The sequence below is a fragment of the Collinsella sp. An271 genome (assembly GCF_002159695.1).
Lineage (GTDB): Bacteria > Actinomycetota > Coriobacteriia > Coriobacteriales > Coriobacteriaceae > Collinsella > Collinsella ihumii.
Window position 1 is genome coordinate 254926 of sequence record NZ_NFJE01000002.1, and the last position, 25055, is coordinate 279980.

18 protein-coding genes are annotated in these 25055 nt (G+C 66.3%); 10 read left to right on the forward strand and 8 right to left on the reverse strand.

Annotated elements, in window-relative coordinates:
* Positions 1–540: 540 nt before the first annotated feature.
* The 5 genes from B5F74_RS02795 to B5F74_RS02815 all read left to right on the forward strand — a co-directional run bounded on the left by B5F74_RS02795 (position 541) and on the right by B5F74_RS02815 (position 6343).
* Complete coding sequence (locus tag B5F74_RS02795; RefSeq protein ID WP_087199845.1) at positions 541–1641, forward strand: glycerol dehydrogenase; 1101 nt, start codon at positions 541–543, stop codon at positions 1639–1641.
* Positions 1642–2057: 416 nt separating this feature from the next.
* Positions 2058–3236, forward strand: coding sequence for a cation diffusion facilitator family transporter (locus tag B5F74_RS02800; RefSeq protein WP_066834258.1), 1179 nt, complete (start codon positions 2058–2060; stop codon positions 3234–3236).
* A gap of 258 nt (positions 3237–3494) precedes the next feature.
* A complete protein-coding gene (locus B5F74_RS02805; protein WP_087199846.1) occupies positions 3495–4847 on the forward strand; it encodes a circularly permuted type 2 ATP-grasp protein in 1353 nt (450 codons plus the stop codon).
* Positions 4829–5527: an alpha-E domain-containing protein gene (locus tag B5F74_RS02810; protein WP_066834254.1), complete on the forward strand. Its 699-nt coding sequence runs from the start codon at positions 4829–4831 to the stop codon at positions 5525–5527. The genes B5F74_RS02805 and B5F74_RS02810 overlap by 19 nt, the downstream gene beginning before the upstream one ends.
* A 15-nt stretch (positions 5528–5542) precedes the next feature.
* The gene (locus tag B5F74_RS02815; RefSeq protein WP_087199848.1) at positions 5543–6343 is read left to right on the forward strand and encodes a transglutaminase family protein; all 801 of its coding nucleotides are present in this window, start codon (positions 5543–5545) and stop codon (positions 6341–6343) included.
* 116 nt (positions 6344–6459) lie between these two features.
* Here the strand turns inward: B5F74_RS02815 and B5F74_RS02820 are convergent, their stop codons facing one another.
* On the reverse strand, positions 6460–7374 hold the full coding sequence (locus B5F74_RS02820) for a ketopantoate reductase family protein (protein WP_087199850.1): 915 nt from the start codon (positions 7372–7374) through the stop codon (positions 6460–6462).
* Between the two features lie 236 nt (positions 7375–7610).
* Between B5F74_RS02820 and B5F74_RS02825 the strand changes: the two genes are divergently transcribed.
* Positions 7611–9818 carry an alpha-amylase family protein gene (locus B5F74_RS02825; RefSeq protein ID WP_239283327.1) on the forward strand — a complete coding sequence of 736 codons (2208 nt, stop codon included), beginning with the start codon at positions 7611–7613 and terminating at the stop codon, positions 9816–9818.
* A gap of 253 nt (positions 9819–10071) precedes the next feature.
* On the opposite strand, the gene B5F74_RS02830 is transcribed toward B5F74_RS02825, so the two are convergent.
* On the reverse strand, positions 10072–11766 hold the full coding sequence (locus tag B5F74_RS02830) for an ABC transporter substrate-binding protein (protein ID WP_087199851.1): 1695 nt from the start codon (positions 11764–11766) through the stop codon (positions 10072–10074).
* A 560-nt stretch (positions 11767–12326) separates the two neighbouring features.
* Positions 12327–14363 carry a TetM/TetW/TetO/TetS family tetracycline resistance ribosomal protection protein gene (locus tag B5F74_RS02835; protein WP_087199853.1) on the reverse strand — a complete coding sequence of 679 codons (2037 nt, stop codon included), beginning with the start codon at positions 14361–14363 and terminating at the stop codon, positions 12327–12329.
* A 124-nt stretch (positions 14364–14487) separates the two neighbouring features.
* On the opposite strand from B5F74_RS02835, the gene B5F74_RS12500 reads away from it, so the two are divergent.
* Positions 14488–16089 (forward strand): hypothetical protein, encoded by a 1602-nt coding sequence (locus B5F74_RS12500; protein WP_204212403.1) that lies wholly within the window; start codon positions 14488–14490, stop codon positions 16087–16089.
* A 207-nt stretch (positions 16090–16296) separates the two neighbouring features.
* Here B5F74_RS12500 and B5F74_RS02845 read toward each other — a convergent pair whose 3' ends face one another.
* The 3 genes from B5F74_RS02845 to B5F74_RS02855 all read right to left on the reverse strand — a co-directional run bounded on the left by B5F74_RS02845 (position 16297) and on the right by B5F74_RS02855 (position 18008).
* Positions 16297–16707, reverse strand: coding sequence for an HI0074 family nucleotidyltransferase substrate-binding subunit (locus B5F74_RS02845; protein WP_087199855.1), 411 nt, complete (start codon positions 16705–16707; stop codon positions 16297–16299).
* Positions 16691–16981, reverse strand: coding sequence for a nucleotidyltransferase domain-containing protein (locus B5F74_RS02850; protein ID WP_087199857.1), 291 nt, complete (start codon positions 16979–16981; stop codon positions 16691–16693). Before B5F74_RS02850 ends, B5F74_RS02845 begins: the two co-directional genes overlap by 17 nt.
* A gap of 376 nt (positions 16982–17357) precedes the next feature.
* On the reverse strand, positions 17358–18008 hold the full coding sequence (locus tag B5F74_RS02855; RefSeq protein ID WP_158095675.1) for a TetR/AcrR family transcriptional regulator: 651 nt from the start codon (positions 18006–18008) through the stop codon (positions 17358–17360).
* Positions 18009–18210: 202 nt separating this feature from the next.
* Between B5F74_RS02855 and B5F74_RS02860 the strand changes: the two genes are divergently transcribed.
* Positions 18211–20778, forward strand: a complete 2568-nt coding sequence (locus B5F74_RS02860) for a YhgE/Pip domain-containing protein (RefSeq protein WP_158095676.1) — start codon at positions 18211–18213, stop codon at positions 20776–20778.
* Positions 20779–20784: 6 nt separating this feature from the next.
* Positions 20785–23013 carry a YhgE/Pip domain-containing protein gene (locus B5F74_RS02865; protein WP_087199863.1) on the forward strand — a complete coding sequence of 743 codons (2229 nt, stop codon included), beginning with the start codon at positions 20785–20787 and terminating at the stop codon, positions 23011–23013.
* A gap of 166 nt (positions 23014–23179) precedes the next feature.
* Here the strand turns inward: B5F74_RS02865 and B5F74_RS02870 are convergent, their stop codons facing one another.
* Positions 23180–24013 (reverse strand): MBL fold metallo-hydrolase, encoded by an 834-nt coding sequence (locus B5F74_RS02870; RefSeq protein ID WP_087199865.1) that lies wholly within the window; start codon positions 24011–24013, stop codon positions 23180–23182.
* Between the two features lie 101 nt (positions 24014–24114).
* Positions 24115–24609 carry a GNAT family N-acetyltransferase gene (locus tag B5F74_RS02875; protein WP_087199867.1) on the reverse strand — a complete coding sequence of 165 codons (495 nt, stop codon included), beginning with the start codon at positions 24607–24609 and terminating at the stop codon, positions 24115–24117.
* Between the two features lie 115 nt (positions 24610–24724).
* On the opposite strand from B5F74_RS02875, the gene B5F74_RS02880 reads away from it, so the two are divergent.
* On the forward strand, positions 24725–25024 hold the full coding sequence (locus B5F74_RS02880) for an STAS domain-containing protein (RefSeq protein WP_087199869.1): 300 nt from the start codon (positions 24725–24727) through the stop codon (positions 25022–25024).
* Positions 25025–25055: the final 31 nt, after the last annotated feature.

A 25055-nucleotide genomic window follows, 5' to 3' on the forward strand; every position in this document is an offset into this window, starting at 1 on the left:
CCGAAAATGCGCCTGAGCGCGTGAGCTGCGGTTGTCCTTTTTGGCGTGGGGCGCCGGCCCAACGAAGAATCCACAACGCGTTCGATGTCGAACACGAGAATGGCGCAAGTTGGGGTCTTGACCTAGATGTTGGGCGGGAGCCCCGCGCGGGGGCGGGCGGCCGGTCGTCTGTCGCCTGCGGGTGCGCGGCGTGGGGCTGGTCGCGTGCCCGACCGGACCCTCTCGGAGGAGTGAATACGAGTTTGTCATTGTTTTTCGGTGCCCTCGCGCCACATGCGCCGCACCCGTTTGCATTTCCGCAGGATTCAACTGGGGAAATGCCGGAGGGTGCGGCGTATGTGCAGAAAGGGCACCGAAAAACAATGACAAACTCAACCTATGCCCCTTATGGGTTTTATTATGAGCAGATTTTTATGCAGTATCGAGCCAGGAATATGCAATCCCGCCTCCACGGGCGTCTCAGGCTCGTCAAGCGAACGCCTTGATCGGTGTTTCCCTACAATAGGTGGCATCAACCTCTCAAAGATAAGGGGAGCATCCATGACTCGCATCTATACCAGCCCCGGCAAGTACATCCAAGGACCCGACGCCCTGTGCGAGCTCGGCGCGCATGCGGCCCCGCTCGGATCCAAGCTGCTCGCCATCGCCACGGCGACCGGCATCGAGCGCTTGGGCGCCAAAATCGAGCGCGGCTTCGCCGACGTCGACGCCGAGATCGTCTTCGAGCGGTTCGAAGGCGAATGCACCGAGCGCGAGATCGAGCGGCTCTGCGCGGTCGCGCGCGAGGCGGGCTGCGACGTCGTGGCGGGCATCGGCGGCGGCAAGGTGCTCGATACCGCCAAGGCTGTCGCCTACTATCTCGGCGCGCCGGTCGTCGTCTGCCCGACCGCCGCGTCCTCCGATGCGCCGTGCAGCGCGCTGTCGGTCATCTACTCCGATACGGGCGCGCTCGACCGCTACCTGTACCTGCCGGCGAACCCCGACGTCGTGCTCATGGACACGACGGTGATCGCCGGCGCGCCCGTGCGCCTCATCGTCGCGGGCATGGGGGACGCCCTCGCCACGTACTTCGAGGCGAAGGCCTGCGTCAACTCCGATGCCAACACCTGCGCGGGCGGCAAGGCGACGGGCACCGCGCTCGCCTGCGCCCGCCTGTGCTTCGACACCCTGATGGAGGACGGCGTGAAGGCCAAGGTCGCGCTCGAGGCGGGCTGCTGCACGCCGGCCGTCGAGCGCGTCATCGAGGTGAACACCTTGCTTTCGGGCATCGGCTTCGAGGGCTGCGGCCTGGCGGCGGCGCACGCCGTCAGCAACAGCATGGGCCTGCTGCCGGAGACCGGCCACGCGATGCATGGCGAGAAGGTCGCCTTCGGCACGCTCGTGCAGCTCGTGCTGGAAAACGCCCCGACCGAGATGCTCGAACGCGTGCTCGGCTTCTGCCTCGAGGTCGGCCTGCCCGTGACGCTCGAGGACCTGGGCGTCGAGGACATCTCCCGCGATCGCATCATGGCGGTCGCCGAGAGCGCGTGCGCGCCGACCGAAACCATGGGGAACCTTCCCGTCGCCGCCACCCCGGACATGGTGTGCGACGCGATCCTCGCGGCAGACGCCTTCGGCCGCTACTACTCCTTAGACAGCTAAGAATGCAAATCGGGGGACGTACCTTCCGCGTGCACTTTTGCAAATTTGGGGACGTACCTTCCGCGTGCAAAAGCGCCTGCGGAAGAGGCGTCCCCGATGCGCGCTGGGCGCTTTTTCATGAACGCAGGGGACCCGAATCGACGTTTCCGCAGGTAGGCGAAAAAGAGCGTCGCACTTTTTCATGAAGAACGTGCCCGCTGGACGGCCCGCGCGGCAACCGTGCCGGATGCGGTGCATACCGAAGGGGTGTCCCCGATTTGCAAAAATGCACGCTCAAGGTACGTCCCCGAATTTGTACCCCCGGGAAGGGTTCGGCTGGCATCTCGCCCCGCGAAGCTCTACAATTTGCTATTTGTTATACGACCCCGCCCGACCGGCGGGGTCGTCTCGTATGGACGATGGAAGGGGTCGGCATCATGATCGATTGGCTGGTACGCCGCTTTGTGCGCGATTGCGACAACACGGGCGACGCCGCCGTGCGCACGAGCTACGGCCAGTTCGCGGGCATTGTCGGCATCGTGTGCAACGTAGCCCTGTGCGTGGCGAAAGGCGCCATCGGCATTGTCGCGGGCTCGGTCTCCATCGTCGCCGACGCCGTGAACAACCTGTCCGACGCGGCGAGCAACATCGTGAGCCTGCTGGGCTTCAAGCTCGCAAGCCGGCCCGCCGACCCCGAGCACCCCTATGGCCACGGCCGCTACGAGTACCTGGCCGGGCTCGTGGTCGCCGCGCTCGTGCTCGCCATCGGCATCAACCTGGTCGGCTCCTCCGTCGACAAGATCGTCCATCCCACGCCGGTCGAGTTCAACGGCGTGCTCGTGGTCATCCTGCTGCTCTCCATCGTCGTCAAGCTGTGGATGGCAGCTTTCAACCGCTCCATCGGGCGCCGCATCGACTCCGAGACGCTGCAGGCGACCGCCGTGGACTCGCGCAACGACGTCATCTCGACCGCGGCGGTCCTGCTCTCCTCCGTGGTGGCGCATTATGCGGACATCCAGCTCGACGGCATCGTGGGCGCCGCGGTGGGCGTCTTCATCATCTGGAGCGGCATCGGCCTTGTGCGCGACACGGTGAACCCGCTGCTGGGCGAAGCGCCCTCGCCTGAGCTCGTGGAGCACATCCGCGCCAAGATCATGAGCTATCCCGGCGTGCTCGGCACCCACGACCTCATGGTGCACGACTACGGCCCCGGCCGCCAGTTCGCGAGCGCGCACGTGGAGATGCCCGTGGAGGCGGACCCCATGGAGAGCCACGATCTGATCGACAACATCGAGCAGGACTTCAAGAACGACGACGGCCTCATCGTGACGCTGCACTACGATCCCATCGTGACCGACGACCCCGCCGTCACCGACATGCGCAACTGGATCGACCAGGCCGTCAAGATCATCGACCCGCGCATCACCATCCACGACCTGCGCACGGTCCCCGGGCCCACGCACACCAACGTGATCTTCGACTGCGTGCGCCCCGCCGACCTCGAACTCTCCGAGGAGCAGCTGCGCCGCCGCGTGAAGCAGATCGTAAGCGACCACTACCCGCGCACCGTCGCCAAGATCACCATCGACGAGAGCTACGTGAGCTCGGAGCAATAGCGGGGCGACGGACCGCCGAAGGGGTGTCCCCGAATTTGCATAAATGCACCCCGAAGGTACGTCCCCAGTTTGCAAAAATGCACGCGGAAGGTACGTCCCCGAATTTGCACCCGCACCGGCCCGCAGTTTTCCGAATGGCAACAGGATCGCAACGCGTTGGACCACCTCGGCCCCGTTCTTCTTCCGGAAATAAACGACACCGATACTCGGAATCGAGCGGACGGACCGCTCGACAGGTTTGCTACGGAAGAGGACCCCATGGATGCACACGACCCCGCCGGCCGCACGGACGTCGCCCCCTACACCGGGCTCGTCCCCCACACGCCCAAGATCAACCAGCAGCTCGCGCGCTACGGCGTGAAGTTCGGCATCTATAAAGACGGGACCTTCAACGAGCGGCTCTTCCCCTTCGACGCGATCCCGCGCATCATCGACGCGCGCACCTGGGCCACGCTCGAGCGCGGCCTCGCCCAGCGCGTGGACGCCCTGAACGCGTACCTGCGCGACATCTACGGCGCAAAGGAGATCGTGCGCGAGGGCGTGGTGCCCGAGGACTTCGCGTTCGCGAGCTCGGGATACCTCCCCCAATGCGAGGGCGTGACGCCCCCGTGCGGCATCTACAGCCACATCTCGGGCATCGACCTGGTGGAGGGGACCGATGGCAGCTGGTACGTGCTCGAGGACAACCTGCGCATCCCGTCGGGCGCCTCCTACCCGCTCATCGCCCGCAGCCTGTGCCGCCGCTGCGACGACACCACGTTCCGGCGCGTGCCCGTGGTGGACAACCGCGATTACGGGCGCAGGCTGAAGGAGGTCATGGACCACGTGAACCGCGGCGGCATCAACGTGGTGCTGACCCCGGGACGCTACAACGCCGCGTACTTCGAGCACGCCTACCTGGCCGAGCAGGCCGATGCGCTGCTGGCGACCCCCGACGAGCTGTTCTGCGAGGACGGCAGGCTGTACTACCGCGACGCCGCGGCGATGCGCCGGGTGGGTGCCGTGTACCGCCGTCTGTCCGACGAGTTCCTGGACCCGCTGTGCTTCCGCCCCGACAGCCTCATCGGCGTCCCCAACCTCATGGCGGCCTACCGCGCAGGGTCCGTGGCGATCGTCAACGCCCCGGGCAACGGCGCGGCCGACGACAAGGGCCTGTACTACTTCGTCCCCAAGATGGTCGAGTATTACCTGGGCGAGCGGCCCATCCTGCAAAACGCTCCCACCTACCTGCCGTTCTATCCCGACGACATGGCCTACGTGCTGGACCATGCGGACTCGCTCGTCATCAAGGACGTCGCCGAGGCGGGAGGCTACGGGGTCGTCTTCGGATCCACCCTGGATGCCGACGAGCTCGAGGCGATGAAGCGCGCCATCCGCTCAGAGCCGCGCCGCTTCATCGCGCAGGAGGTGGTCGACTTCACCTGCCTGCCCACCTACATCGGCGGCGAGGTCGTGCCCCGCAAGGCGGACCTGCGCGCCTTCGTGCTGAGCGGCCCCACCACCACCGTCTGGGCCAGCGGCCTCACGCGCTACGCGCGGCAGGAGGGCTCGGCCATCGTCAACTCAAGCCAAGGAGGAGGCTTCAAGGACACATGGGTACTCTCTCGCTGAACCGCATAGACCACCTGCTGTGGCTGGGGCGCTACCTGGAACGCGCCTTCACCACGCAGCGATTCATCCTGACCGCCTACGACCGCGTCGCGGACCGGGCGCTCGACGATATCGACGGGGACTGGAAAGGGCAGCTCGTCGACCTGGGATTCAACTGCGAGACCGAGACGCCGCTGGAGTTCTTCCAGCGGTGCCTGTTCAACCGCGACAACCCCTCGTCGGTGGCGCGCTCCATGGACGCCGCCTACGACAACGCCATCGCCTGCCGCGACGCGCTGGGAACCGAGAGCCTCGGCTACATCCAGATGGCGGTCAACGCGCTGGAGGCATCGAGCGCGTCGGACAGCCCCCTGCTCGACCTGCAGCTGGTCCAGGACAACATCATGGCCTTCAAGGGGTGCATCGACGACTTCGTGGTGGACGACGCGGCGCGCTGCCTGGTGAAATGCGGCATGACCGTAGAGCGCATCGACCTGTGCGCGCGCCTGCGCTACCGGCTGGACGGCATTCCGCACGAGGTCGACCGCCTGGCCAGCAGGCTGGACCGCACCGGGGCCTCCTACAGCCGCCAGGCGGTCAAGGAGCTGGCGGCGCAGACCTTCGACCCGGCGTTTCCCCAGAATGTCGATGACAAGGGCCTCGAGCGCATGATCGCGTGCGCGAACGGCATCTTCGCATAGGACGGGGTGAGGCGTATGCGCATCCTCAGCTATTCGTTCGAGACCGCCCTCCATCTGAGCGAGCCCGTGCGCGAGCACGACTTCCTGCTGCGGTGCCGCCCGAAAAGCGCGGGCGGCCAGACGGTCTTGAGCACCCAGACCGTGGTGACACCCGACACGCGGCTGCTCGAGCTTACCGACGGGTTCGGAAACGCCGTGCTCGCCGGGAGGATCGCGGCGGAGCACGACGAGTTCTCGTTTCTGTCCGCCGGTCGGGTACTGGTCGACCGCGCCGACCAGCCCTGCGAGCACGCGCACCCCATGTACCGGCGGCCGTCTGTCCTCGCCGCCTGCGACGAGGGCATCGCGGCCTTCGCGCGCGACGCGGCCGGGCGGGACTCAGCGGATGTGGCGGGCGACCTGTGGGGCTGCGTGCGGCGCATCTCGGGCGCGCTGCATGCTGCCATGTCCTACGAACCGGGGTCGACGTTCACCACCACCAGCGCCTCCGAGGCGTTCGCCCAGCGTCGAGGGGTCTGCCAGGACTACGCGCACATCCTGATCGCTGCGCTGCGGTCGCTGGGCGCGGCGGCCCGCTACGTCAACGGCCTCATCGTGGGCGACGGGGCCACACACGCCTGGGTGGAGGTGCACGACGGGTCCCGCTGGCGCGGCATCGACCCCACCAACGACCGCGACGTCGACGACGACTATATCGAGCTCGCGCACGGGCGCGACTTCTCCGACTGCCCCATCGAGGCCGGCGTGTTCCGCGGGGGCGCCGACCAGCGCCAGGAGCTCTTCATATCGGTGCGCGACCAGAGCATGCGGGTGTGAGCCGGCAGGGGGTTCGTTGGGGACGGGTTCATTTCAACCCATGGCGGCGCGCGGAGCGCCGCCATGGGTTGAAATGAACCCGTCCCCAACGAACCCCCTCCTGCAGCCGACCGAGCTTACCAGGCGGCCTCGATGGCGCGAATCTGGGCGTACAGCCACCGGTTCTGCGGCACGAGCACGCCGTGGCGCTCGGCTAGGCGGATGATCGTGCCCGAGAACTCCTCGACCTCCGTCGGCTTCCTGTTGATGCGGTCCTGCGCCATGGAGGGCATGCCTTCCGGATCGAGGGTCCGGAGCAGTTCGACCATCTGGGTCAGGTCGTCCTCCGTCACCGCGACGCCCTCGGCACGCGCCACGACGCGCGCCTCGCGCATGGCGGCGACCAGGCTGCGGTACTGCTCGCCGTCCTCATCGCACACCGAGCCATAGGTCCCGCCGTACACCATGCAGGTCTGGTTCACGCCCACGTTGAGCATGAGCTTCGTCCAGATCCGGTGGCGGATGTCCTCCTCGACCGCGTGCACAATGCCCGCGCGGTCCAAGAACCCGTCGATGTCCTCGACCACGCCCGGCTCGGTGCCCGGGGCGGCGCCGAAGCGGATCTCGCCTGGATGCGAGAACGTGAGCTCTCCCCCGATGAACACGGCGTCCATCCCCTGCGTGATGGAGATCACGGTCCGCTGCCAGCCATAGCGCTCCGCCACGCGCTCCTCGCTCATCACGCCGTTGAGCAGCGACATGATCTTGGTGTCGGGGCCCACCAGCGGCTCCATGGTGTCGAGGGCGCCCGCGAGCCCCGGCCCCTTGACGGCCAGGATGACCAGGTCGACCGGCACCGCCGCGCTCGCCGGGATCGTCCGGATCGGGCAGGGCGACCCGTTGACCATGACGGCGTCGGCGCCCTTGCGCGCAAAGCGCTCGTCATCCATCACGAACTCGACGGCGTCGCAGCCGAGATGCTCGGCGATGACCGTGCCGTGCAGAAGCCCGACCGCTCCCCTGCCGACGATTGCGACCTTCTCGATAGCCATGCGAAACCCCTTTCCGCCTCGCCGCGTCCCGTCCCGCCGTCCTGCCGGATACGGTTCGCCCATATGTGAAACCGATTACACATAATGTTCCCTCATGCCTGCTGGATGCCGTTGAAAATATACATCCTTGCAGCTCATCGAGCTAATTTGCATCGGTCCGGCATGCGGGTGACGCGCGAGAGCATACAATTGTCCCGTTCATTTTCCCATGCTTCGCCGCGAAAGGAACACGTCACATGGCAGAGACTCCTAAACCTGCCGCATCGCAGGAAACCGTCGTAACCGACACCCCCGCAGCCCCGAAGGCCAAGCCCGCCGCGAAAAGGACGGCCACCCGCGCCGCATCCGGCTCCGCGAGCGCCGCGGGCAAGGAGCCGTCGGCCGCGAAGAAGGCGACGTCCAAGGCGGCCGGTACGAAGACCGCCGCGACCAGGAAGACGGCGGCACGGGCCGGCTCCGCGGCATCAACGGCCAAGAAGCCGACCGCCGCGACGCCCAAGGCCAAGGCCGCACCCAAGCCGAAGGCCGCCGCGAAGAAGACCGCGCCCAAGACCACATCCCCCGCAGCCGCAAAGCCGGCGGGCGCCCGCATGACCAAGGCCCAGAAGGAGGCCGCGGACAAAATCTTCGCCGAGCGCCTCGCCCGCCATCACGACGAGCTGCGCTGGCTCTACATGGAGCTCTACGACAACGGCGACATGTTCGCCGAGCTCTGCGACCAGATGAAGCGCTTCTTCGACGAGCGCGGCGCCAAGCTCAAGGAGCTCGACGCCCAGCGCGAGGCTGCCGGCGCCTGGTATCGCGCGAGCGACATGCTCGGCATGCAGATGTACATCGACAACTTCGCCGGCACCATCAAGGGCGTCGAGGAGAAGCTCGACTACGTCCAGCAGTGCAACGTCAACTACCTCCACCTGATGCCGTTCCTCGACACGCCGGCGGACAAGAGCCGCTCCGACGGAGGATACGCGGTCTCCGACTTCCGCCGCGTGAAGCCCGAGCTCGGCACCATGGACGACCTCGCCCACCTCGCCGACGAATGCCATGCGCGCGGCATCAGCCTGTGTATGGACTTCGTCATGAACCACACCTCCGAGGACCACGAGTGGGCCCGCCGCGCCCGCGCCGGCGAGGGCGAGTACATGAGCCGCTACTTCTTCGTGAAGGACCAGGGCATCATCGACCGCTACACCCGCGACGTCCCGCAGGTCTTCCCCACCACCGCGCCCGGCCACTTCACCTACCTGCCCGAGCTCGACCAGTGCGTCATGACGCAGTTCTACCCCTACCAGTGGGACCTCAACTACCGCAACCCGCGCGTGTTCAACGAGATGATGTACAACTTCCTGTTCCTGGCGAACCAGGGCATGGACATCATCCGCATCGACGCGGTGCCCTACATCTGGAAGCAGCTCGGCACCAACTGCCGCAACCTCAAGCAGGTCCACACCATCGTGCGCATGATGCGCATGATCGGCGAGATCGTCTGCCCGGGCATCGTGCTTTTGGGAGAGGTCGTCATGGCGCCGGTCGAGGTCGTGCCGTACTTCGGCACGGTCGAGAAGCCCGAATGCCACATGCTCTACAACGTCACCACCATGGCGACGACCTGGAACACCGTGGCCTGCCGCGACACGCGCCTGCTGCGCTCCCAGCTCGACGCCGTCTTCGGCCTGCCGCGCGAGTACACGTTCCTGAACTACCTGCGCTGCCATGACGACATCGGCTGGGGCCTCGACTACGGCACGCTGTCCGCATGGGGCATGGCCGAGGTGCCGCACAAGCAGTTCCTGAATGACTACTTCTGCGGCATCGCGCCCGGCAGCGTCTCGCGCGGCGAGCTGTACAACGCCGACCCCGTGACGGGCGACGCGCGCTTCTGCGGCACCACCGCGTCCATGTGCGGTATCGAGGCGGCGGGCTTCGAGGGCGACGAGGCGGCCATGGACGTGGCCATCCGCAAGGACATCATGCTGCACGCCTACATGTTCACCCAGTCCGGCCTGCCCATCATCTACAGCGGCGACGAGATCGGCCAGGTGAACGACTACTCCTACAAGGAGGATCCCGAGAAGGCCGCCGACTCCCGCTACATCCATCGCGGCGCGTTCGACTGGGGGCTGACGGAAAACATCGAGAAGCCCGGCACGATCCAGCAGCGCATCTTCAGCGCGCTCGCGCAGCTCGAGGATATCCGCCGCACCGAGGCGATCTTCGGTGCCGAGGCCGAGGTCTGCACCAAGGACTACAGCGACACCTCGATCCTGTGGATCGTGCGCCGCGCCAGCGGACGCGAGCTGCACGCGGTCTTCAACTTCAGCGACGACGCGAAGACGGTCTGGATGCCGGAGACGGCGACCTACACCGACCTGATGAGCGGCACGACCGCCGAGGTCACCACCGTCGACATACCGAGCTGGAGCTTCATCTGGATGCTCAAGTAGGCTGACCGCCGAGCAAATCGGGACGGGTGCTATGCGCCTGCCGCCTCCCTGGCAAACGGCAGGCCCATGGCACCCGTCCCTCGTTTTTCCGATACCCGCCATCGGGTCCGCCATCGGGGAGGAGCCCGACCACTCGATACAGCGATGCCCCTGGCCGTTGGAGAAAGGTGGCCAGGGGCAGGTTCATGACGCCGTCCGCAACGATACAAGGAGGATGGCGGGATCGCGGGACGGCACGAGAAAGGCGAATCGCTTACGCCAGCTCGGCATTCCTGAAGTCGGGATGCTGCTGCGCGTCGTAGTAGAACGACTGGACGCGCTCGGAGCCCACGTAGTTATGCGCGTAGTACATGATCGGCACGAGCGGCATGTCCTCGCCGATCATATGGCAGACCTTGCGATAAGCGGCCTTGCGCTCGTCCTCGTCCTCGATCTGGCGCGCGGCATCGATCGCCGCGTCGACCTCGGGGTTGTTGTAGTGCGGGTAGTTGTCGGCCGCGGTGCTGTAGAAGTTGGGGTACAGGAAGTTGTCCATGGTCGGATAGTCCGCCGTCCAACCGCTGCGCGCCATCTGGAACGAGCCCTCGCTCATCTTGGTGAGGTGCACCGCCCACTCTGCCGTGTCCTGGGTGACCGTGATGCCCACGGCCTCGAGGTCCGCCTGGATGGAGCTCATGATATCCTCGTGGCCGCGCCCGCTGTCGTAGCTCAGCGTGAGCGTGAGCCCGCGGCTGCCGTCGTCGGCCGCCGGATAGCCGGCCGCGTCGAGCAGCTGGGCGGCCTGCTCGGGAGCGTAGGTGCAGTACTGCCAGATGTCCTCGTCGTCGGAGTCGATGGCGCGCGGGAAGATGGTGTCGGCCACCTCGCGCGTCCCCTCGAACAGCGTGTCGACGATGTTCTGGCGGTTAATCGCGAGCGACACGGCGCGGCGCAGGTCCACGTTAGAAAGCAGGTCGTCCTGCGTGTTGAGGGCGATGAAGTACGTGGAGACCTGGCTGCCCACGAGCACCTGCTTGCCCGGCTCGACCGTGTAGCCGTCATCCGATTGACCGTACGCGTCGATCGTCTGCTGAATGCGGCCGGACGGAATCTGGGCGAAATCGAGCGAGCCGGCTTCGAACTCGTTGAACGCCGTGTCGGGCTGGCTGTGGATGGCGAAGTACACGCCGTCGAGCTTGGGCGCGTCGCCGTAGTAGTCCTCGAAACGGGAGCAGGAGATGTACTGGTTGTGCTGCCAGGGCTCGTCGAGCATGAACGGGCCGTTGCCGATCGGCTGCTCGAGGAAGGTCGCCGGGTCGTCGATGGCGGCCTGCGGCACAGGCGAGAGGCCCGGGTGGCAGCAGACGGCCAGGAAGTCAGCCATGGGCGCGGTGAGCGTCACCTCGAAGGTGAGGTCGTCGGGGCAGGCAAGGCCGCTCATCTCGGTCGCGTTGCCGTCGACCATGTCCTGATAGCCCGCGACCGGCTGCAGGTGGTAGCCGATATCGGACGGCGTGGACATCGTGGGGTCGGCCAGGCGCTCCCATGCGCGCTTGAACGAGGCGGCGTCGACGGGATCGCCGTTGTGGAAGGTCATACCCTCGCGCAGCTTGAACGTGTAGGTGAGCTTGTCGTCCGAAAGCGATGGAAGCTCGGCTGCGGCCAGGGGCACCGCGGTGTTGGTGTCCCAGTCCCAGGAGACGAGCGTGTCGAAGCACGCGAGCACGACCATGGTGCCCTGGACTTCCTTTGCGTTGTACGGATCGATGAACGCAGGCTCGCTCGTGTAGATGCTCATGACGTTGTCGCCCGACGAGGCGCTGCCCGTATCGCCGGTCGGCGCAGACCCGCTCGTGGACCCGGTGCCGCCGCTGCATCCGGCAAGCGCGGTCAGGGCGCTCACCGCAAGGGCGCTGCCGATAAACTGCCTGCGGCCCATCATGGGCATACGATTCGATTCGGTTGCCATCTTCCGTACCTCCTAGATATCTCACCCTCCGTGGATAATGGTATAAACCAGCACTCTGGTTAAGTAAAGCATCGAACCGTCCGTTAACGGTTTGGAAAAGTGCTGGAAATGTTTTAGTTGGCTGGAGTGGGCGGTGGGGCGCCTGCGAAAGCTCCGCGTCTTTCAGCTGGGTGCACTCGCCTCGGGAAACGATCGTTGATTCAGTCCGTATCGATCGCCGGCATGAGATCCGTCGAGCATCTGCCATGGTGTCCAGCCCAAAAACCATGTATACGAGTTTGGTGCGATTTTTGAGTGCCTTCTGTCCACATGCGCCATACCTCTCGACAAAAGCCCAGTTGAATCCTGCGGTTTTGTCGAGGGGTACGGCGCATAGGGTGAAAAGGCACTCAAAAATCGCACCAAACTCAACCTATGTCCTTGATGGGTTTTACTTCGGCCTGATTTTTATGCATGAGAATGCTCGCTACCTGCGGGTTTATCAGCGCTTTATACATGCCAAAATCCGGGCAGGCCAGCGCGCCCGACAGACCAGCCGACAGCCCGCGCCGCCTCCCCCGCTACCCGCGCGAGAAGAACGCCGCGTCCGCCTTGCGCCAGGGGCGCAGGCGCGCGGGATCCACCTCGACATGCGCGTGCTCGGCCACATCGAACCACTTGACCGTGTATCCCGCGCCATGGCTGCAGAACACCGAGTCGGGCGTGTTGGGCAGATCGGCCTCCGGATCGTAGGCAGCCTCCTCGATCACGCGCTCGGCATCATGGCACGCCCGGTACCCTGCGTATTCGAGCGCCAGGCGTCCCATGCCGCCCGTATAGCCGCTCACTTCGAGCGCGTACTCGCGCATCTCGGACGCGGGCACCGTGCCGACAAGCTGCGCGGTGTCGCCCGCGATCTCCGGCGCATCGAACTCGGCGCCCATGCGCTGCACGTCGGCGAGCGCGCGGCCCACCTTGTCGGCAGGTACCGTCAGGCGGAACCGATACCACGGCTCCAGCAGCATGCAGGCGCCCTGCTCCCGTGCGCACATCAGCGCGTGCCGGATGGCGCGATACGTCGCCTGCCGGAAGTCACCGCCCTCGGTATGCTTGGCGTGCGCGCGGCCGGCGAGCAGCGTGATGCGCACGTCGGCGATCGGCGAGCCGGTGAGCACCCCCAGATGCTCGCGTTCCAGCACATGCGTGAGGATGAGGCGCTGCCAGTTGCGGTCGAGGTCGTCTTCCGAGCACCTCGTGCCTACCTCGATGCCTGCGCCGCGCGGCAGCGACTCGATCAGCAGGTGCGCCTCGGCATAATGGCGCAGCGGCTCGTAGTGGCCAATGCCCTCGACCGGCGCGGTCACGGTCTCTTTATATAAGATGCCTCCCGGGCCGAACTCGACATCCAGCCCGAAACGCTCGGAGAGCGTCTGCTGGATGACCTCGCGCTGGACCGCGCCCATCAGCTGCACATGCGCTTCCTGCAGGTGCTCCTGCCACGACACGCCCAGCAGCGGATCCTCGTCGGCGAGCTCGCGCAGGGCGCGCACGACGGTGTGCACGTCGTTGGATCCGGGAAGCACCTGATAGGACAGGACCGGTGCGAGCTGCGGCGCCATGCCCGCGGGCTCGGCGCCCAGCGCGCTGCCGGGGACCACGTGCGTGAGTCCCGTGACCGCGCAGATCTGGCCGGCGGGGACCTCGGTGACCGTCTGGAACGTTTCGGCCTGGTAGATGCGGACCTGGTCGATCTTCTCCTCCCACGCCTCGCCGCGCTCGGTGCCCGATACGAACATCTTGGCGCGCAGCGTCCCGCCGGTCACCTTGAGCCATGCGAGCCGCTCGCCGCGGGGAGAACGGCTCACCTTGTACACGCGCGCAGCGAACTCGTCGGGCCAGGCCCGCTCGTCGACCAGCGCATCGAGGCAGCACAGCAGCTCCTCGACGCCTTCGCCCTTGAGCGCGGAGCCGAACAGCACGGGAAACACGCGCCGCTCCGACACCAGACGGCGCACCGTCGTGCGCGCCAGGGTTTCGGTCTCGAGGTATTCGTCGAGCGCCGCCTCGTCGGTCGCCGCGGCATCTTCCAGAGCGCCCGGGTCCGTCGCGCAGCCCTCCGGCACGCGCGCCCCCGCCGCGCAGGCGAGCGCGACCCCGTCCAGACACGAAGCCGAAAGCCGGGTGCGCACCTGATGCATGAGCGCCGCGGTGTCGGCCGTGGCCAGGTCGATCTTGTTCACGAAGAGGACCGTGGGCACGCCGTAGCGCTCCAGCAGATCCCACATGGTCTCGGTATGGCCCTGCACGCCGTCGTTTGCCCCGATGACGAGAATCGCGTAGTCGAGCGCCTGCAGTGTGCGCTCCGCCTCGGCGGAGAAATCGACGTGGCCCGGCGCGTCGAGCAGCATGTAGTGCGTGCCGTCGTGGTCGAAGTGCGCCTGCTTGGAGAAGATCGTGATGCCGCGCTCGCGCTCCATGGCGTCGGTGTCCAGATGGGCGTCGCCGTGGTCGACGCGCCCACGCGTGCGGATGGCGCCCGCGGCGAACAGCATCGCCTCGGCAAGGGTCGTCTTGCCCGCATCGACATGGGCCAAAAGCCCCACCACCGCCTGCTTCATGCACGCCTCCTCCAACCGATTTCTGCGCTCACCATTGTCGCACACGAAGGGCAGGGGCTGGTGCTTTTTGGGCCGGGAACGAAACGACCGGGTGCCTCGTATACTGGATGAGGAGGTGTACATCATGGACTGCATCGATCTTGAGACATGCGAGGTGTTCCAAGGGGCCGAAGGGCCGACCGCTCCCCTCATCTGCGTCATCGACCTGCCGGAGCATCCCTTCGGCATCACCGAGGCCGCGCAAGGCAGGCGCGCCTCGGTCGCGCGCATTCCGATCGCGGCATGGGGCGACAACCTCACCCCGTGGCCGGCACCGGGCCTGCGCGATGGCGACGCCCCGTTCGGAGGGCACGGCGACCGCACGCTCCGCGAGCTGCTCGATTCCGTCGTCCCCGCCCTCGAGCGGCGCCATGGCATCCGGCCCCGCGCGCTCGCCATCTGCGGCTACTCCCTTGGCGGGCTGTTCGCCTTCCACGCGTTTTGCCGCGACGCGTGCCTCGTCGCCTGCGCGAGCCTCTCCGGCTCGCTGTGGTATGAAGGGCTGGTTGAGGACCTCGAGCGGCACCCCTTCGACGGTGCGGGCCGCTACGCGTACTTCTCGCTCGGCAAGAAGGAGCCGCGCTCGGGCGCCCCGATCATGCGGCGCGTACAGGCCCGCATGGAGCGCTGCGCGGAACTCTGCCACGAATATGGATGCGGCGTCGGCATCGTCATGGGGCCCGGCAACCATATGCAACATCACCAGGAGCGCCTCGAGGCGGGCATATCCGCCCTCGACTCCTTCCTCGGCAGACAAGAGACGACGGGCATGATACGATGTGCCCCGACTGAGAGGAGACCGGCCATGAAGACGCATCCGTGCCTCACCCTGTTCGCCACGGCCTCGCTTGCAGCCAGCCTTGCCCTTACCGCGGGCTGCTCCGCCCAACCGTCGCTCCCGACCGAGGGGAGCACGTCGATCGACCGAGGAAGTGATAACGTGGCCCAATCGTTTAGCAGCACCGCGCTGGCCGTCGTTCTCGACAACGGCAGCGTCCTGTTCATCGACCGGGACACCGAATCGCCCTACTACCCGGGCCTCGACACCGCGCGCATCGTCGATGCGGACGGCAACGAGACCTCCGCGGACGCACTCGCCAGCGGCAACGTCGTGCGCGTCACCGGCAACGGCATCATGTTGGAGAGCTATCCGGGCCAATACCCCGGCATCACCGACGTCGAGATCGTCGACGAGGGTGCACCCGAAAACCTCGAGCCGTACGCGGACATGATCTCCGAGCTGAACGTGGAGCGCGACCCCGCCGAGCCGGCGCAGGCGACCGTCGAGTACCGGACCGAGCAGGCCGTCGTCTCGCTCATGCCGCAAACCAACGGCTACACCTGGAGCTACGAGGAGAACGGCGAGGGAGTGACCGTGACGGCGGACGTTGCCGACCCGGTTCAGGCCAAGGCGGACGACCTTATCGACGCGCAGGTTGACGGTCCGACCGACGCCACCGTGTCCTTTGACGTGCCCGCCTCCGACCTCCGCGTCACCCGCTGGAGCGAAGCGGATATCGCGGGCGCTACAGACCCCAACTCGATCAACCTTCCCGGAGAGGACGTGCAAGTCACTGCGTCTGATGGGGCATATGTGTTCACGATCGAGCCCGGATACCGGTACTTCTTTGAGGCGACCTTCGATGCGGGCACGGTGGGCTATCTTTTCACCGTGCGCGAGGGATAGCAGGGTGCCGGCGCCCCGGCGGCACGAAGTGTTGAACACCCGCCACGTGGGCCCAGAACTTGCAGTGAGAGCCTCCTTTGAGCTCTTCTCTGCCAGTTCTGGGCCCGTTATCTGGGTACATCTTCTGGGCATGCCCTCGGTGGCGTCGATAAAAATCGGCACCTGCCAATGATCCGGCACCGTCAGCGCAACTGCGAAGACGCCCCCTCAGGCCAGCTCGTCGAGCTCGCCCGATGCATAGCGCTCGAGCACGAATGCCTCAAGCCGCTGGAAAACGGGGATGTAGTCATCAACGATGCGCTCCACGAGCGCTGAGGCGCGCACCGCATCGTAGATGTGTGTCATGTCGTTTCGGTCGCGTAGCATGGAGAGCCATGCCTCTTCATCCATGCCGTCGAAATACCGAAACGCACGCTTGATGATCTCCCGGGGAGAGCCCGACGCCGAGACCTGATCCCCTTCGTATACCAGCAGTGCCTTGAGCAGCTTCCAGCCGAACTCGAACTGAAGGGAAAACTTGCCGATGATGCCGCTTTGCACAAACTCATTGGTCCGATCCTGGAGAGGAGCCTGCTCGAGCACCCTGAGCGCCGAGCGGTAGTTATCGAGCTTTTTCATACAGCACCCTTCCGTCCCGCTCGATCTCTGCGCGCAGAGCAGGCGAAACCGTCTCATCGAGATTGACGACGTCCACCATGAGCAACGACCAGAGGTCGTTTTGCACGGCATCCTCGAACGCTTCTGGATGGGGACAGCCCTCGACGGCGATATCGATGTCGCTTTTGGGCAGATTGGTCCCTCGCGCGCGGGATCCAAACAAGATGACCCGCTGCGCGCCCTCCTTCTCGGCAATCTGCGCGATCTGTCGGTACACCCGCTCGATATCTGCCATGGGACCCCCTCTCCATCGCGAACGTGAATACATCTTACCGTGCCACGCGCGGGGCACTCGACGCAAAAACGGACGTTCGACGCGCTCGATTGACGATGAACATGCAAGCTATAGAGCCTTTGCCATGCTTTCCGCTGTTGATGGCGAGCTGTATTGCGAAAGCTGCTTTACTCCCCAACCTGTCACGACTTTTAGCGGTGGTTGCCCTCGTCAGCCGATGGTTATCGGGTAGCATCCAATCCGAGTACTTGGAAGGAACCTATTGGATAGCACGATAAAAGCAAATGCTATGAGCGGTAGTAATGCAATTAAAAGACAACGTTTCATAAGCTTTCACCTTACCACCTTATAAACCAATAACCATCTAATGAGCAGCTCAGTGCTGCCCGTCCGCGCCGATGCCGTGGAAGACGACGTCGAGCACACCGTGGACGAAGGCCTCGGGATCGTCGTTTTCGTCGACGACCTCGCCCGCGTACTCCGTGATCGCGAAGGCGCCGATGATGGCGACCGCCACCAGGTGGCTGTTGGCACCCGGGCGCACGATCCCCTCCCCCTTGGCGCGCTCCAGCTGGGCCTCCAGCACGGCGATGATGCGGTCGAGATGCTCCTTGATGTGCGGCAGGACCTCGTGCTCCACGTCCCAGATGCCATGGGCGAGCGCCAACGTGAGCGCGCTGCCCGGGCGGACCGCGCGCGCCACCGCCTCGACCAAGCCCAAAATCGACGCGCTCGCCGACGGGGCGTGCGCCACCGCGGCCTCGACGTCGGCGACGAGCCCGTCCATCGAGCGGTCGAAGATCGCCTGCACGAGCGCGCCCTTGTCGGCGAAGTAATAGTACAGCGACCCCTTGGACATGCCGCAGCGCTCCGACACCTCACCGATCTGAAAGCCGGTGCCCCCGTGCTCGAGCATGAGCTCGGTCGCCGCCGCCATGATGCGCTCGCGCGTCGCCGCGCTCTTGCGCGTCCGCGCCTGGGCGCCGGCCGCTCCCGCAGCGTCGCGCTTCTCGACTTGTTTCTTCATGCCTGCACCCTCTGCCGAAGCCCTCATCGGGGAAAACGCGGAGCCATCCGAGACGGACGCGGTGATCTCCCTCGGTCACTCGAAATTGTATCATCTCTTAAGTTTTTTGAATTTTTCTCAAAAATATTGGAATCATGGTAAGAAAACGGGTATCTGCAGTGTGCTGTCGAGGGCATCGCCCAGGCGATGCCGAGGAGAACCCATGAGAACCGTCTTTCGCATCTTCGCGCGCGACCTCAAACGCATCGTGCGCAACCCCGCCGCCGTCGTCATCGCCCTCGGCGTATGCATCATCCCGTCGCTGTACGCGTGGATCAACATCCTGGCCAACTGGGACCCCTACGAGAACACGAGCACCGTGCCCGTAGCGGTCGTGATCGAGGACGCGGGCGCGGACATCCCCGACCGCGGACCCACGAACGCGGGCGAGATGGTGCGCGAGCGCTTGGAGGAAAACGACCAGCTCGGATGGACGTTCGTGGACACCGAGGAGGAGGCGACGGACAAGGTGCGGGCAGGAGATGCCTATGCCGCCTTCATCATCCCGCGCGACTTCACGTCCACGCTCGCGGGCGTGCTCGACGGGAACGCGCAGCCGGCGCATATCGCCTACTACGTCAACGAGAAGGAAAACGCCATCGCGCCCAAGGTCACCGACACCGGGGCGACCACCCTCGAGGACCAGATCTCCAACGAGTTCGTCCGTGTGGTGGGCGAGGTCGCCTCCGAAAAGCTCAAGGGGGCGGCAGCCGGCGCGCTCGCCGATATCGACCGGGGTACGACGGGTGCCGCAAGCGCGCTGCGCGACACCGCGAGCTCCCTCGACGGCCTCTCCCGCGACATCGACGGGCTCGACGCCACGCTGTCCTCGTCGCGCGACGCAATCGCCGACGCGCGCGCCTCGCTCGTCTCAATCGCCGGCACCTCCGACGCGCTCGCCGGCACCCTCGACTCCTCGCTGGGCACGCTGGGCGACGCGCGGAGCGGCATGCGGGAGATGGCGTCGACGCTCTCGGACGCCCTCGGTACCGGAACGGGCACCATCGCACGCATCTCCTCGACCTCCGCCTACGACCTGAGCGCGCTCGCCGGCGACGTCGCGTGGGCACAGAGCACCGTCGATGCCGCCATCGCGCGGATCCGTGCGCTCGACGGAACGGTCCAGACCTTCAAGACCTCGCTCGAGACCGTCCGCTCCACCATCGTGACCCTCACCCCGCAAGACGGCGAGCAGACGACCATCCAGACCGATATCGTCAAGGAGCTCGACGTCCAGATCCAGGCGCTCGTGGAGCTCTCCGACGCACAGAATGCCCAGCTCGACCGCCTGCAGCAGATCTCCGACGACATCAAGCGGGCCGCAGGAGACGTGCGCGACCTGTCGGGCTCGGTCGCGGGCGCCGTGCAGGACGGCACCGAGCGCATCGCCGACCTGCAGGCCCAGCTTTCCGGCGGCGCCCTGCCCGAGCTCACCTCGTCGCTCGACGCGTTCGCCAGCGCCGGTGGCCGCCTGTCCGGCGCGCTCGCATCCGTCCGCCCACTCACCGAGCAGGCCTCCTCCCTGCTCGGCCAGCTCGACACGCTGCTCGACCAGACCGCCTCGACCGCGCGCGACACGTCCGGCACCATCCGCGATACGTCCGCGCGGGTGCGCGGCCTCGCCGACGACCTCGATGCGCTCGGCAGCGCGCAGGCGGCCAGCGAGCTCTCCCGTCTCGTCGACCTCGACCCCACGCGCGTCGGCTCCTTCATGGGGTCGCCCGCGACCATGGTCGACAAGGCGGTCTTCCCGGTCGAGAACTACGGCTCGGGCGTGGCGCCGTTCTACACGAACCTCGCCCTGTGGGTCGGCGGCTTTGTGCTGGTCGCCATCTACAAGCTCGAAGTCGACGCGGAGGGCATCGGGACCGTGCTCCCCTACCAGGCGTTCTTCGGACGCTGGCTGCTTCTGGCCGCACTCGGGCAAATCCAGGCGGTCATCTGCTGCACCGGCGACGTGCTCCTCGGAATCCAGTGCGTCTCGCCCGTCGCGTACGTGTTCGCCGGCATGGTCGCATCGCTCGTCTACGTGCTCATCGTCTACGCGCTCGCCGTCTCGTTCAAGCATATCGGCAAGGCGCTCGGCGTCCTGCTCGTCGTGCTGCAGATTCCGGGGGCGGCGGGCACCTACCCCATCGAAATGATGCCCGGGTTCTTCCGAGCGCTGCACCCCTGGCTGCCGTTCACCTACGGCATCGACGCCATGCGCGAGGCGGTCGCCGGCTTCTACGGCATGTACTACGTCCAGAACCTCGCCGTCCTCATGTTGTTCTGCGCACCCGCGCTCATCGTCGGCATCGGTGCCCGACGCCGGCTGCTGCGCATCAACACCCTGTTCGACCGGCGCCTGGCGCAAACCGACCTCATGATCGCCGAGCGCACCGACGCCACCGAGGCAGTCCGCGCGCCCGAGAATCTCGGCGGCGCGGGCGTGCTGCTCGCCGATCCCGCCCGCGCCCGCAGATTCGAGCGGGCCTACCCGCGCCTCGCGCACCGCGGCCTCATCGCCCTCGGATGGGTCCCCGCCGTGCTGCTGCTCGCGCTTTTCGTGCTGCCCGCGAAGCTCCCGCTGCTCATCTGCTGGATCGTCTCGCTTGCCTGCTCGTGCGCCTACCTCATCGTCATCGAGTACCTGCACAGCCTGGCGGCACCAGTTGAGGCGGCGCACGCAGCGGCGCATGGGCGCGCCGGCACGGGCAGCCATTTCCCCTCCGACTCGGAAAGGTCGTGAAGCTCCATGAACCGCATCTGGGCATTCATCCGCCGCGACGCGCGCCACGCCTACGCGAACGCCATCAGCATCGTCGTCATGGTCGGCATCATCACGGTCCCCTCGTTCTACGCATGGTTCAACATCGCCGGAAGCTGGGACCCCTATGGCGAGACAAGCAACCTCAAGGTCGCCGTCGCCAACGACGATGCGGGCTTTGAGGGCGAGCTCGTCCCTGTCAAGCTCAACCTCGGCGACCGCGTGGTGTCCGAGCTGACCGAATCGACGTCGATCGGCTACACGCCCACCACGCATGACGAGGCGATCGAGGGGGTCCGCTCGGGCGCCTACTACGCCGCGGTGATCATCCCGGAGGACTTCTCGACATGCCTGCTGAGCGGGCTTTCGAGCGATCCGCGCCAAGCCGAGGTGCCGTTCTATCAGAACCAGAAGGCCAACGCCATCGCCCAGATCGTCACGAACAAGGCGTCGGCCGCCGTGCAGCAGGACATCGACAGTGGGTTCGCCGAGGCCGTGACCGACGTGGGCGCCGGCGCGCTCGAGGAGCTGAGCGGTCTTTTGGACGACGACCAGCTGGCCGGCGCCGCCGCCAACCTCGAAGGAGCGCTCGGCGGCGCGTCCCAGACCCTCAGGGAGACGGCCGGCATCGCCCGGTCGTTCTCCTCCCTCGCCGGCTCCTCGCAGGCGCTGCTCGACACCAGCGTCGTGACGCTCGACGCGGCGAGCGCCCCCAACCGCGAGCTTGAGGATGCGCTCGTCGAGAGCGCGGACGGCCTGCGCGGTCTGGACGCCGCGATCGATGACGCCGTCGGCGCCGTGGACGGCGCGCTCGCCGGCAGCACCTCGGGTCTCGACGACGTGGGCGCCGCCATCGACGCGGCCTTCGACACCGCCTCCGGCCAGGCGAACGAACTCTCCGGGGCGCTCGGCGAGGTCGACGGGAGCGTGCGGGCGCGCATCGATGCGCTGCGCAAGCTGTCGGACAGCCTGAACGGGCAGGATACGCTCGTGAAACGCTACGAGGACCGCTTCCAGGTGGGCTCTGTCGAATTCAGCCGCGTCCACGAGATCCGCGTGACCATCGAGGGCATAAACGAGCGCGTGCAGCAAGCGATCTCCGAGCTCGAGGAGCTGTCGAGCGGCCTGCAGCAGACCTCGCAGGACATCGAGCGCTCCCTGACCGACGCCGACGTGGCGCGCAGCGAGCTCGCGCAGCTCGTCGACGACGCCCGGGCGAGCCTCGCATCGGCGCAAGGCGCGTACAACGACTCGCTGCGCGGCACGCTGAGCGACGTCGCCGCAAGCATCGAGAGCTCGGTCGCCGGCGTCGACACCACGATGCAGAGCCTTTCTGCGACCATGTCCGCCGCAGGAGCCGCGGCGCGCGACGCCGGCGCGGGGCTTGCCGACGCCCGCACGGCGCTCGATACGGCGGCAGGCGAGCTCGAGGACCGCGCATCCGCGCTCGACCAGCTGTCCGGGCGCATCGAGGACGCCCTCGCATCCTCGGATATGGACAGCCTGCGCTCCATCCTCTTGACCTCGCCGGCCGAACTCGGCGCGTTCGTCGCGTCCCCCGTCGCGGTCGAGCGCCATGCCGTGTACCCGGTTGAGAACAACGGTTCCGCGATGGCCCCGTTCTACACGACGCTCTCCATCTGGATCGGCGGCGTCGTGCTCGCCGCGCTCGTGAAGGCGACGCCCAGCGAGGCCGCCCTCCGCGAGACCGGCTGCACGCTCACGCAGTCCTATCTGGGCAGACTCGCCCTGTTCGCCGGGACCGGCATCGCGCAGGCGCTTCTGATCTGCGGAGGCGACCTGTGCTATCTGGGCGTCCAGTGCGCCCATCCCGCCCTGTTCCTGTTTGCGGGGTGCGTCGCGTCGCTTGTGTTCGTCAACATCATCTTCGCGCTCACCACCTCGTTCGGCGATGCGGGCAAGGCGATCGCCGTCGTCCTCATGGTCCTGCAGGTCGCCGGCGCCGGCGGCACGTTCCCGCCCCAGATGCTGCCTGCGGCGTTCCAAGCGATCTACCCCTGGCTTCCGTTCGTGCACGCCGAAGGGGCCATGAGGGCGGCCATGTTCGGGATGTACGGCGCCGATTTTTGGATCGAGCTGGGACTGCTCGCGCTGTACCTGGTGCCCGCGCTGCTGCTGGGCCTCGTCGCCCGTCGTCCGGTCATCCGCGCGAACGAGAAGCTCGAGCACGCGCTCGAATCGACCCGCATCATGTAGGCGTGCGGGCCGAGGAACGCGCCCGGGGCTGCAGCATGTGGCCGACGCCTCCCCGGGAAGGCCTCGGCTGCAGCACCGGCGGTATCACCCGGCCGGAATGCACGGAATCAGCCGCGATTGGGGATGCGCGCATGGCCCGGCTCCGCCTCGGACAGCCGACCGCACCCTATAGCTCGACCGACGACCCGGTGTAGAGGTAGTGGATGCGCTCGCCCAGCTCATCGCGGAGGATGCTGTAGGCATCGAGCCCCGTGCAGTGAAACGTCGCATACCGCGTCGGCCTGCGCGCAAGCTCGCGCGCCATCTCGCGCACCGACGACGCATCCGGCACGCCTCCCGCGCTCGGGGCCGTAAGGTGGAAGCCGGCGATCACCGTATCGATCGGCGCGCCCGCCAGCGCCTCGGCGCGGTCCATGATGTTCAAGATGCCCGCATGGGAGCACCCCGAAATCAGCAGGTAGCGATCGCCTTCATGGACGAGCAAGCTCTGCTCGTGGACAAAGGGGTCCGGCACGAGTCCCGCATCGCGCCGCTCGAGCAGCCGGCCGTTCGACGAGGGCCTCGGCCATGCGCCCTCGACACCCGAGAACAGCATCATGCCGCGTCCAAGCAGGCGCATATCATCGGTCGGAACCAGGCGCGGGCACGTGCCGAGCGAAGCGTCGAGCCCGATATCGTGATGGTGATCGGCTGTCCCCGAAACGTGCTCGGCGAACGCACCGCGTCGCACGTAGATGGGCGCATCCACCTGCGCGGCCTCGCTCGCTTCCAGATACGCGTGCAGACCTCCTCCGTGGTCGTAGTGCCCGTGCGAGATGACGGCGCAGTCGACATGCACGGCATCGACGCCCAGCGTCCGCGCGTTGTCGAGAAAGCTGCCGTCGGGCCCCATATCGAACAGCACGCGCGCCCCGTTGGCCTCCAACAGCAGGCTCAGCCCGTGCTTTGCCACAAACCGACTCGAAGGCGTGGCGTTTTCCATCAGTACCGTGATCTTCATGGCATCCTCTCCCCAAACACCTGGTAGACACACGAGTGCAAACTAAAGGTACGTCCCCAATTTGCATTTTTGCAAATTGGGGACGTACCTTTAGTTTGCACTTACTCGGGGGCGGACTCGTGGGCGAGGTGGCAGAGCGTATCGCCCGCGATCCGATAGACCGTCCATTCGTCCATGGCCTCGGCTCCCAAAGACCGGTAGAACCCGATGCTCGACTCGTTCCAGTCAAGGCACCACCACTCGAGCCTGCCGCACCCGCGCTCGCATGCGATGCGCGCCAGGCGCGCCAGCAGCGCGCGCCCGATCCCGCGGCCGCGCCACGCGGGGCGCACGTACAGGGCTTCGAGGTACAGGCCGCGCCTGCCCAGAAACGTCGAGAAGTTGTGGAAGAACAGCGCGAACCCGACCGGCTGCCCATCGACCTCGGCGATCAGAACCTGCGCCCCGCCCTCGTCGAACAGCTCGCGCTCGAGCGTCTCCACATCGGCGACCACCTGGTCTTCAAGCTTCTCATAGCGCGCAAGCTCGATGATGAATTCGAGCACGAGCGGCGTGTCCTCGCGCTCGGCGAAGCGAAACCGCACCGGTGTATCCATGGCTCCCCCTTTTCATGCGAAAACGTTTCAGCCCCATCATACCCGTCCCCTGTGGCCTACAATGGGAACTTGAGCTCACGGCGCGTCCGCGCCGCAACCGAAAGGATCCGAAGACATGAACGTTACGCGCGCCGAACAGGACGGTATCCTGACGTTTTCCCTCGAGGGGCGACTCGACACCACGACGAGCCCGAAGCTGCACGAGGAGCTGATTCCCGCCATCGACGGCACCCATGACGTGGTGCTCGACTTCTCCCGCCTCGAGTACGTGAGCTCCGCGGGCCTGCGCGTGCTGCTCGCCGCCCAGAAGCAGAGCGCCGCGCGCGGCACGAGCCTCACGCTCACCGGCGTGAACGACGAGATCATGGAGATCTTCGAGATGACGGGCTTCATCGACATCCTCACGATCGAGTAGCCCTAAGCCCCATGGCGGGGCCGAACCCCGC

What these genes read in the sequence shown, in the direction of transcription:
- B5F74_RS02830 (WP_087199851.1), bottom strand. Translation starts at nt 11,766, where the DNA reads ATGGCAACCGAATCGAATCGTATGCCCATGATGGGCCGCAGGCAGTTT.
- B5F74_RS02865 (WP_087199863.1), top strand. Translation starts at nt 20,785, where the DNA reads ATGAACCGCATCTGGGCATTCATCCGCCGCGACGCGCGCCACGCCTAC.
- B5F74_RS02805 (WP_087199846.1), top strand. Translation starts at nt 3,495, where the DNA reads ATGGATGCACACGACCCCGCCGGCCGCACGGACGTCGCCCCCTACACC.
- B5F74_RS02850 (WP_087199857.1), bottom strand. Translation starts at nt 16,981, where the DNA reads ATGGCAGATATCGAGCGGGTGTACCGACAGATCGCGCAGATTGCCGAG.
- B5F74_RS12500 (WP_204212403.1), top strand. Translation starts at nt 14,488, where the DNA reads ATGGACTGCATCGATCTTGAGACATGCGAGGTGTTCCAAGGGGCCGAA.
- B5F74_RS02800 (WP_066834258.1), top strand. Translation starts at nt 2,058, where the DNA reads ATGATCGATTGGCTGGTACGCCGCTTTGTGCGCGATTGCGACAACACG.
- B5F74_RS02845 (WP_087199855.1), bottom strand. Translation starts at nt 16,707, where the DNA reads ATGAAAAAGCTCGATAACTACCGCTCGGCGCTCAGGGTGCTCGAGCAG.
- B5F74_RS02810 (WP_066834254.1), top strand. Translation starts at nt 4,829, where the DNA reads ATGGGTACTCTCTCGCTGAACCGCATAGACCACCTGCTGTGGCTGGGG.
- B5F74_RS02825 (WP_239283327.1), top strand. Translation starts at nt 7,611, where the DNA reads ATGGCAGAGACTCCTAAACCTGCCGCATCGCAGGAAACCGTCGTAACC.
- B5F74_RS02860 (WP_158095676.1), top strand. Translation starts at nt 18,211, where the DNA reads ATGAGAACCGTCTTTCGCATCTTCGCGCGCGACCTCAAACGCATCGTG.
- B5F74_RS02820 (WP_087199850.1), bottom strand. Translation starts at nt 7,374, where the DNA reads ATGGCTATCGAGAAGGTCGCAATCGTCGGCAGGGGAGCGGTCGGGCTT.
- B5F74_RS02880 (WP_087199869.1), top strand. Translation starts at nt 24,725, where the DNA reads ATGAACGTTACGCGCGCCGAACAGGACGGTATCCTGACGTTTTCCCTC.
- B5F74_RS02815 (WP_087199848.1), top strand. Translation starts at nt 5,543, where the DNA reads ATGCGCATCCTCAGCTATTCGTTCGAGACCGCCCTCCATCTGAGCGAG.
- B5F74_RS02875 (WP_087199867.1), bottom strand. Translation starts at nt 24,609, where the DNA reads ATGGATACACCGGTGCGGTTTCGCTTCGCCGAGCGCGAGGACACGCCG.
- B5F74_RS02835 (WP_087199853.1), bottom strand. Translation starts at nt 14,363, where the DNA reads ATGAAGCAGGCGGTGGTGGGGCTTTTGGCCCATGTCGATGCGGGCAAG.
- B5F74_RS02795 (WP_087199845.1), top strand. Translation starts at nt 541, where the DNA reads ATGACTCGCATCTATACCAGCCCCGGCAAGTACATCCAAGGACCCGAC.
- B5F74_RS02855 (WP_158095675.1), bottom strand. Translation starts at nt 18,008, where the DNA reads ATGAAGAAACAAGTCGAGAAGCGCGACGCTGCGGGAGCGGCCGGCGCC.
- B5F74_RS02870 (WP_087199865.1), bottom strand. Translation starts at nt 24,013, where the DNA reads ATGAAGATCACGGTACTGATGGAAAACGCCACGCCTTCGAGTCGGTTT.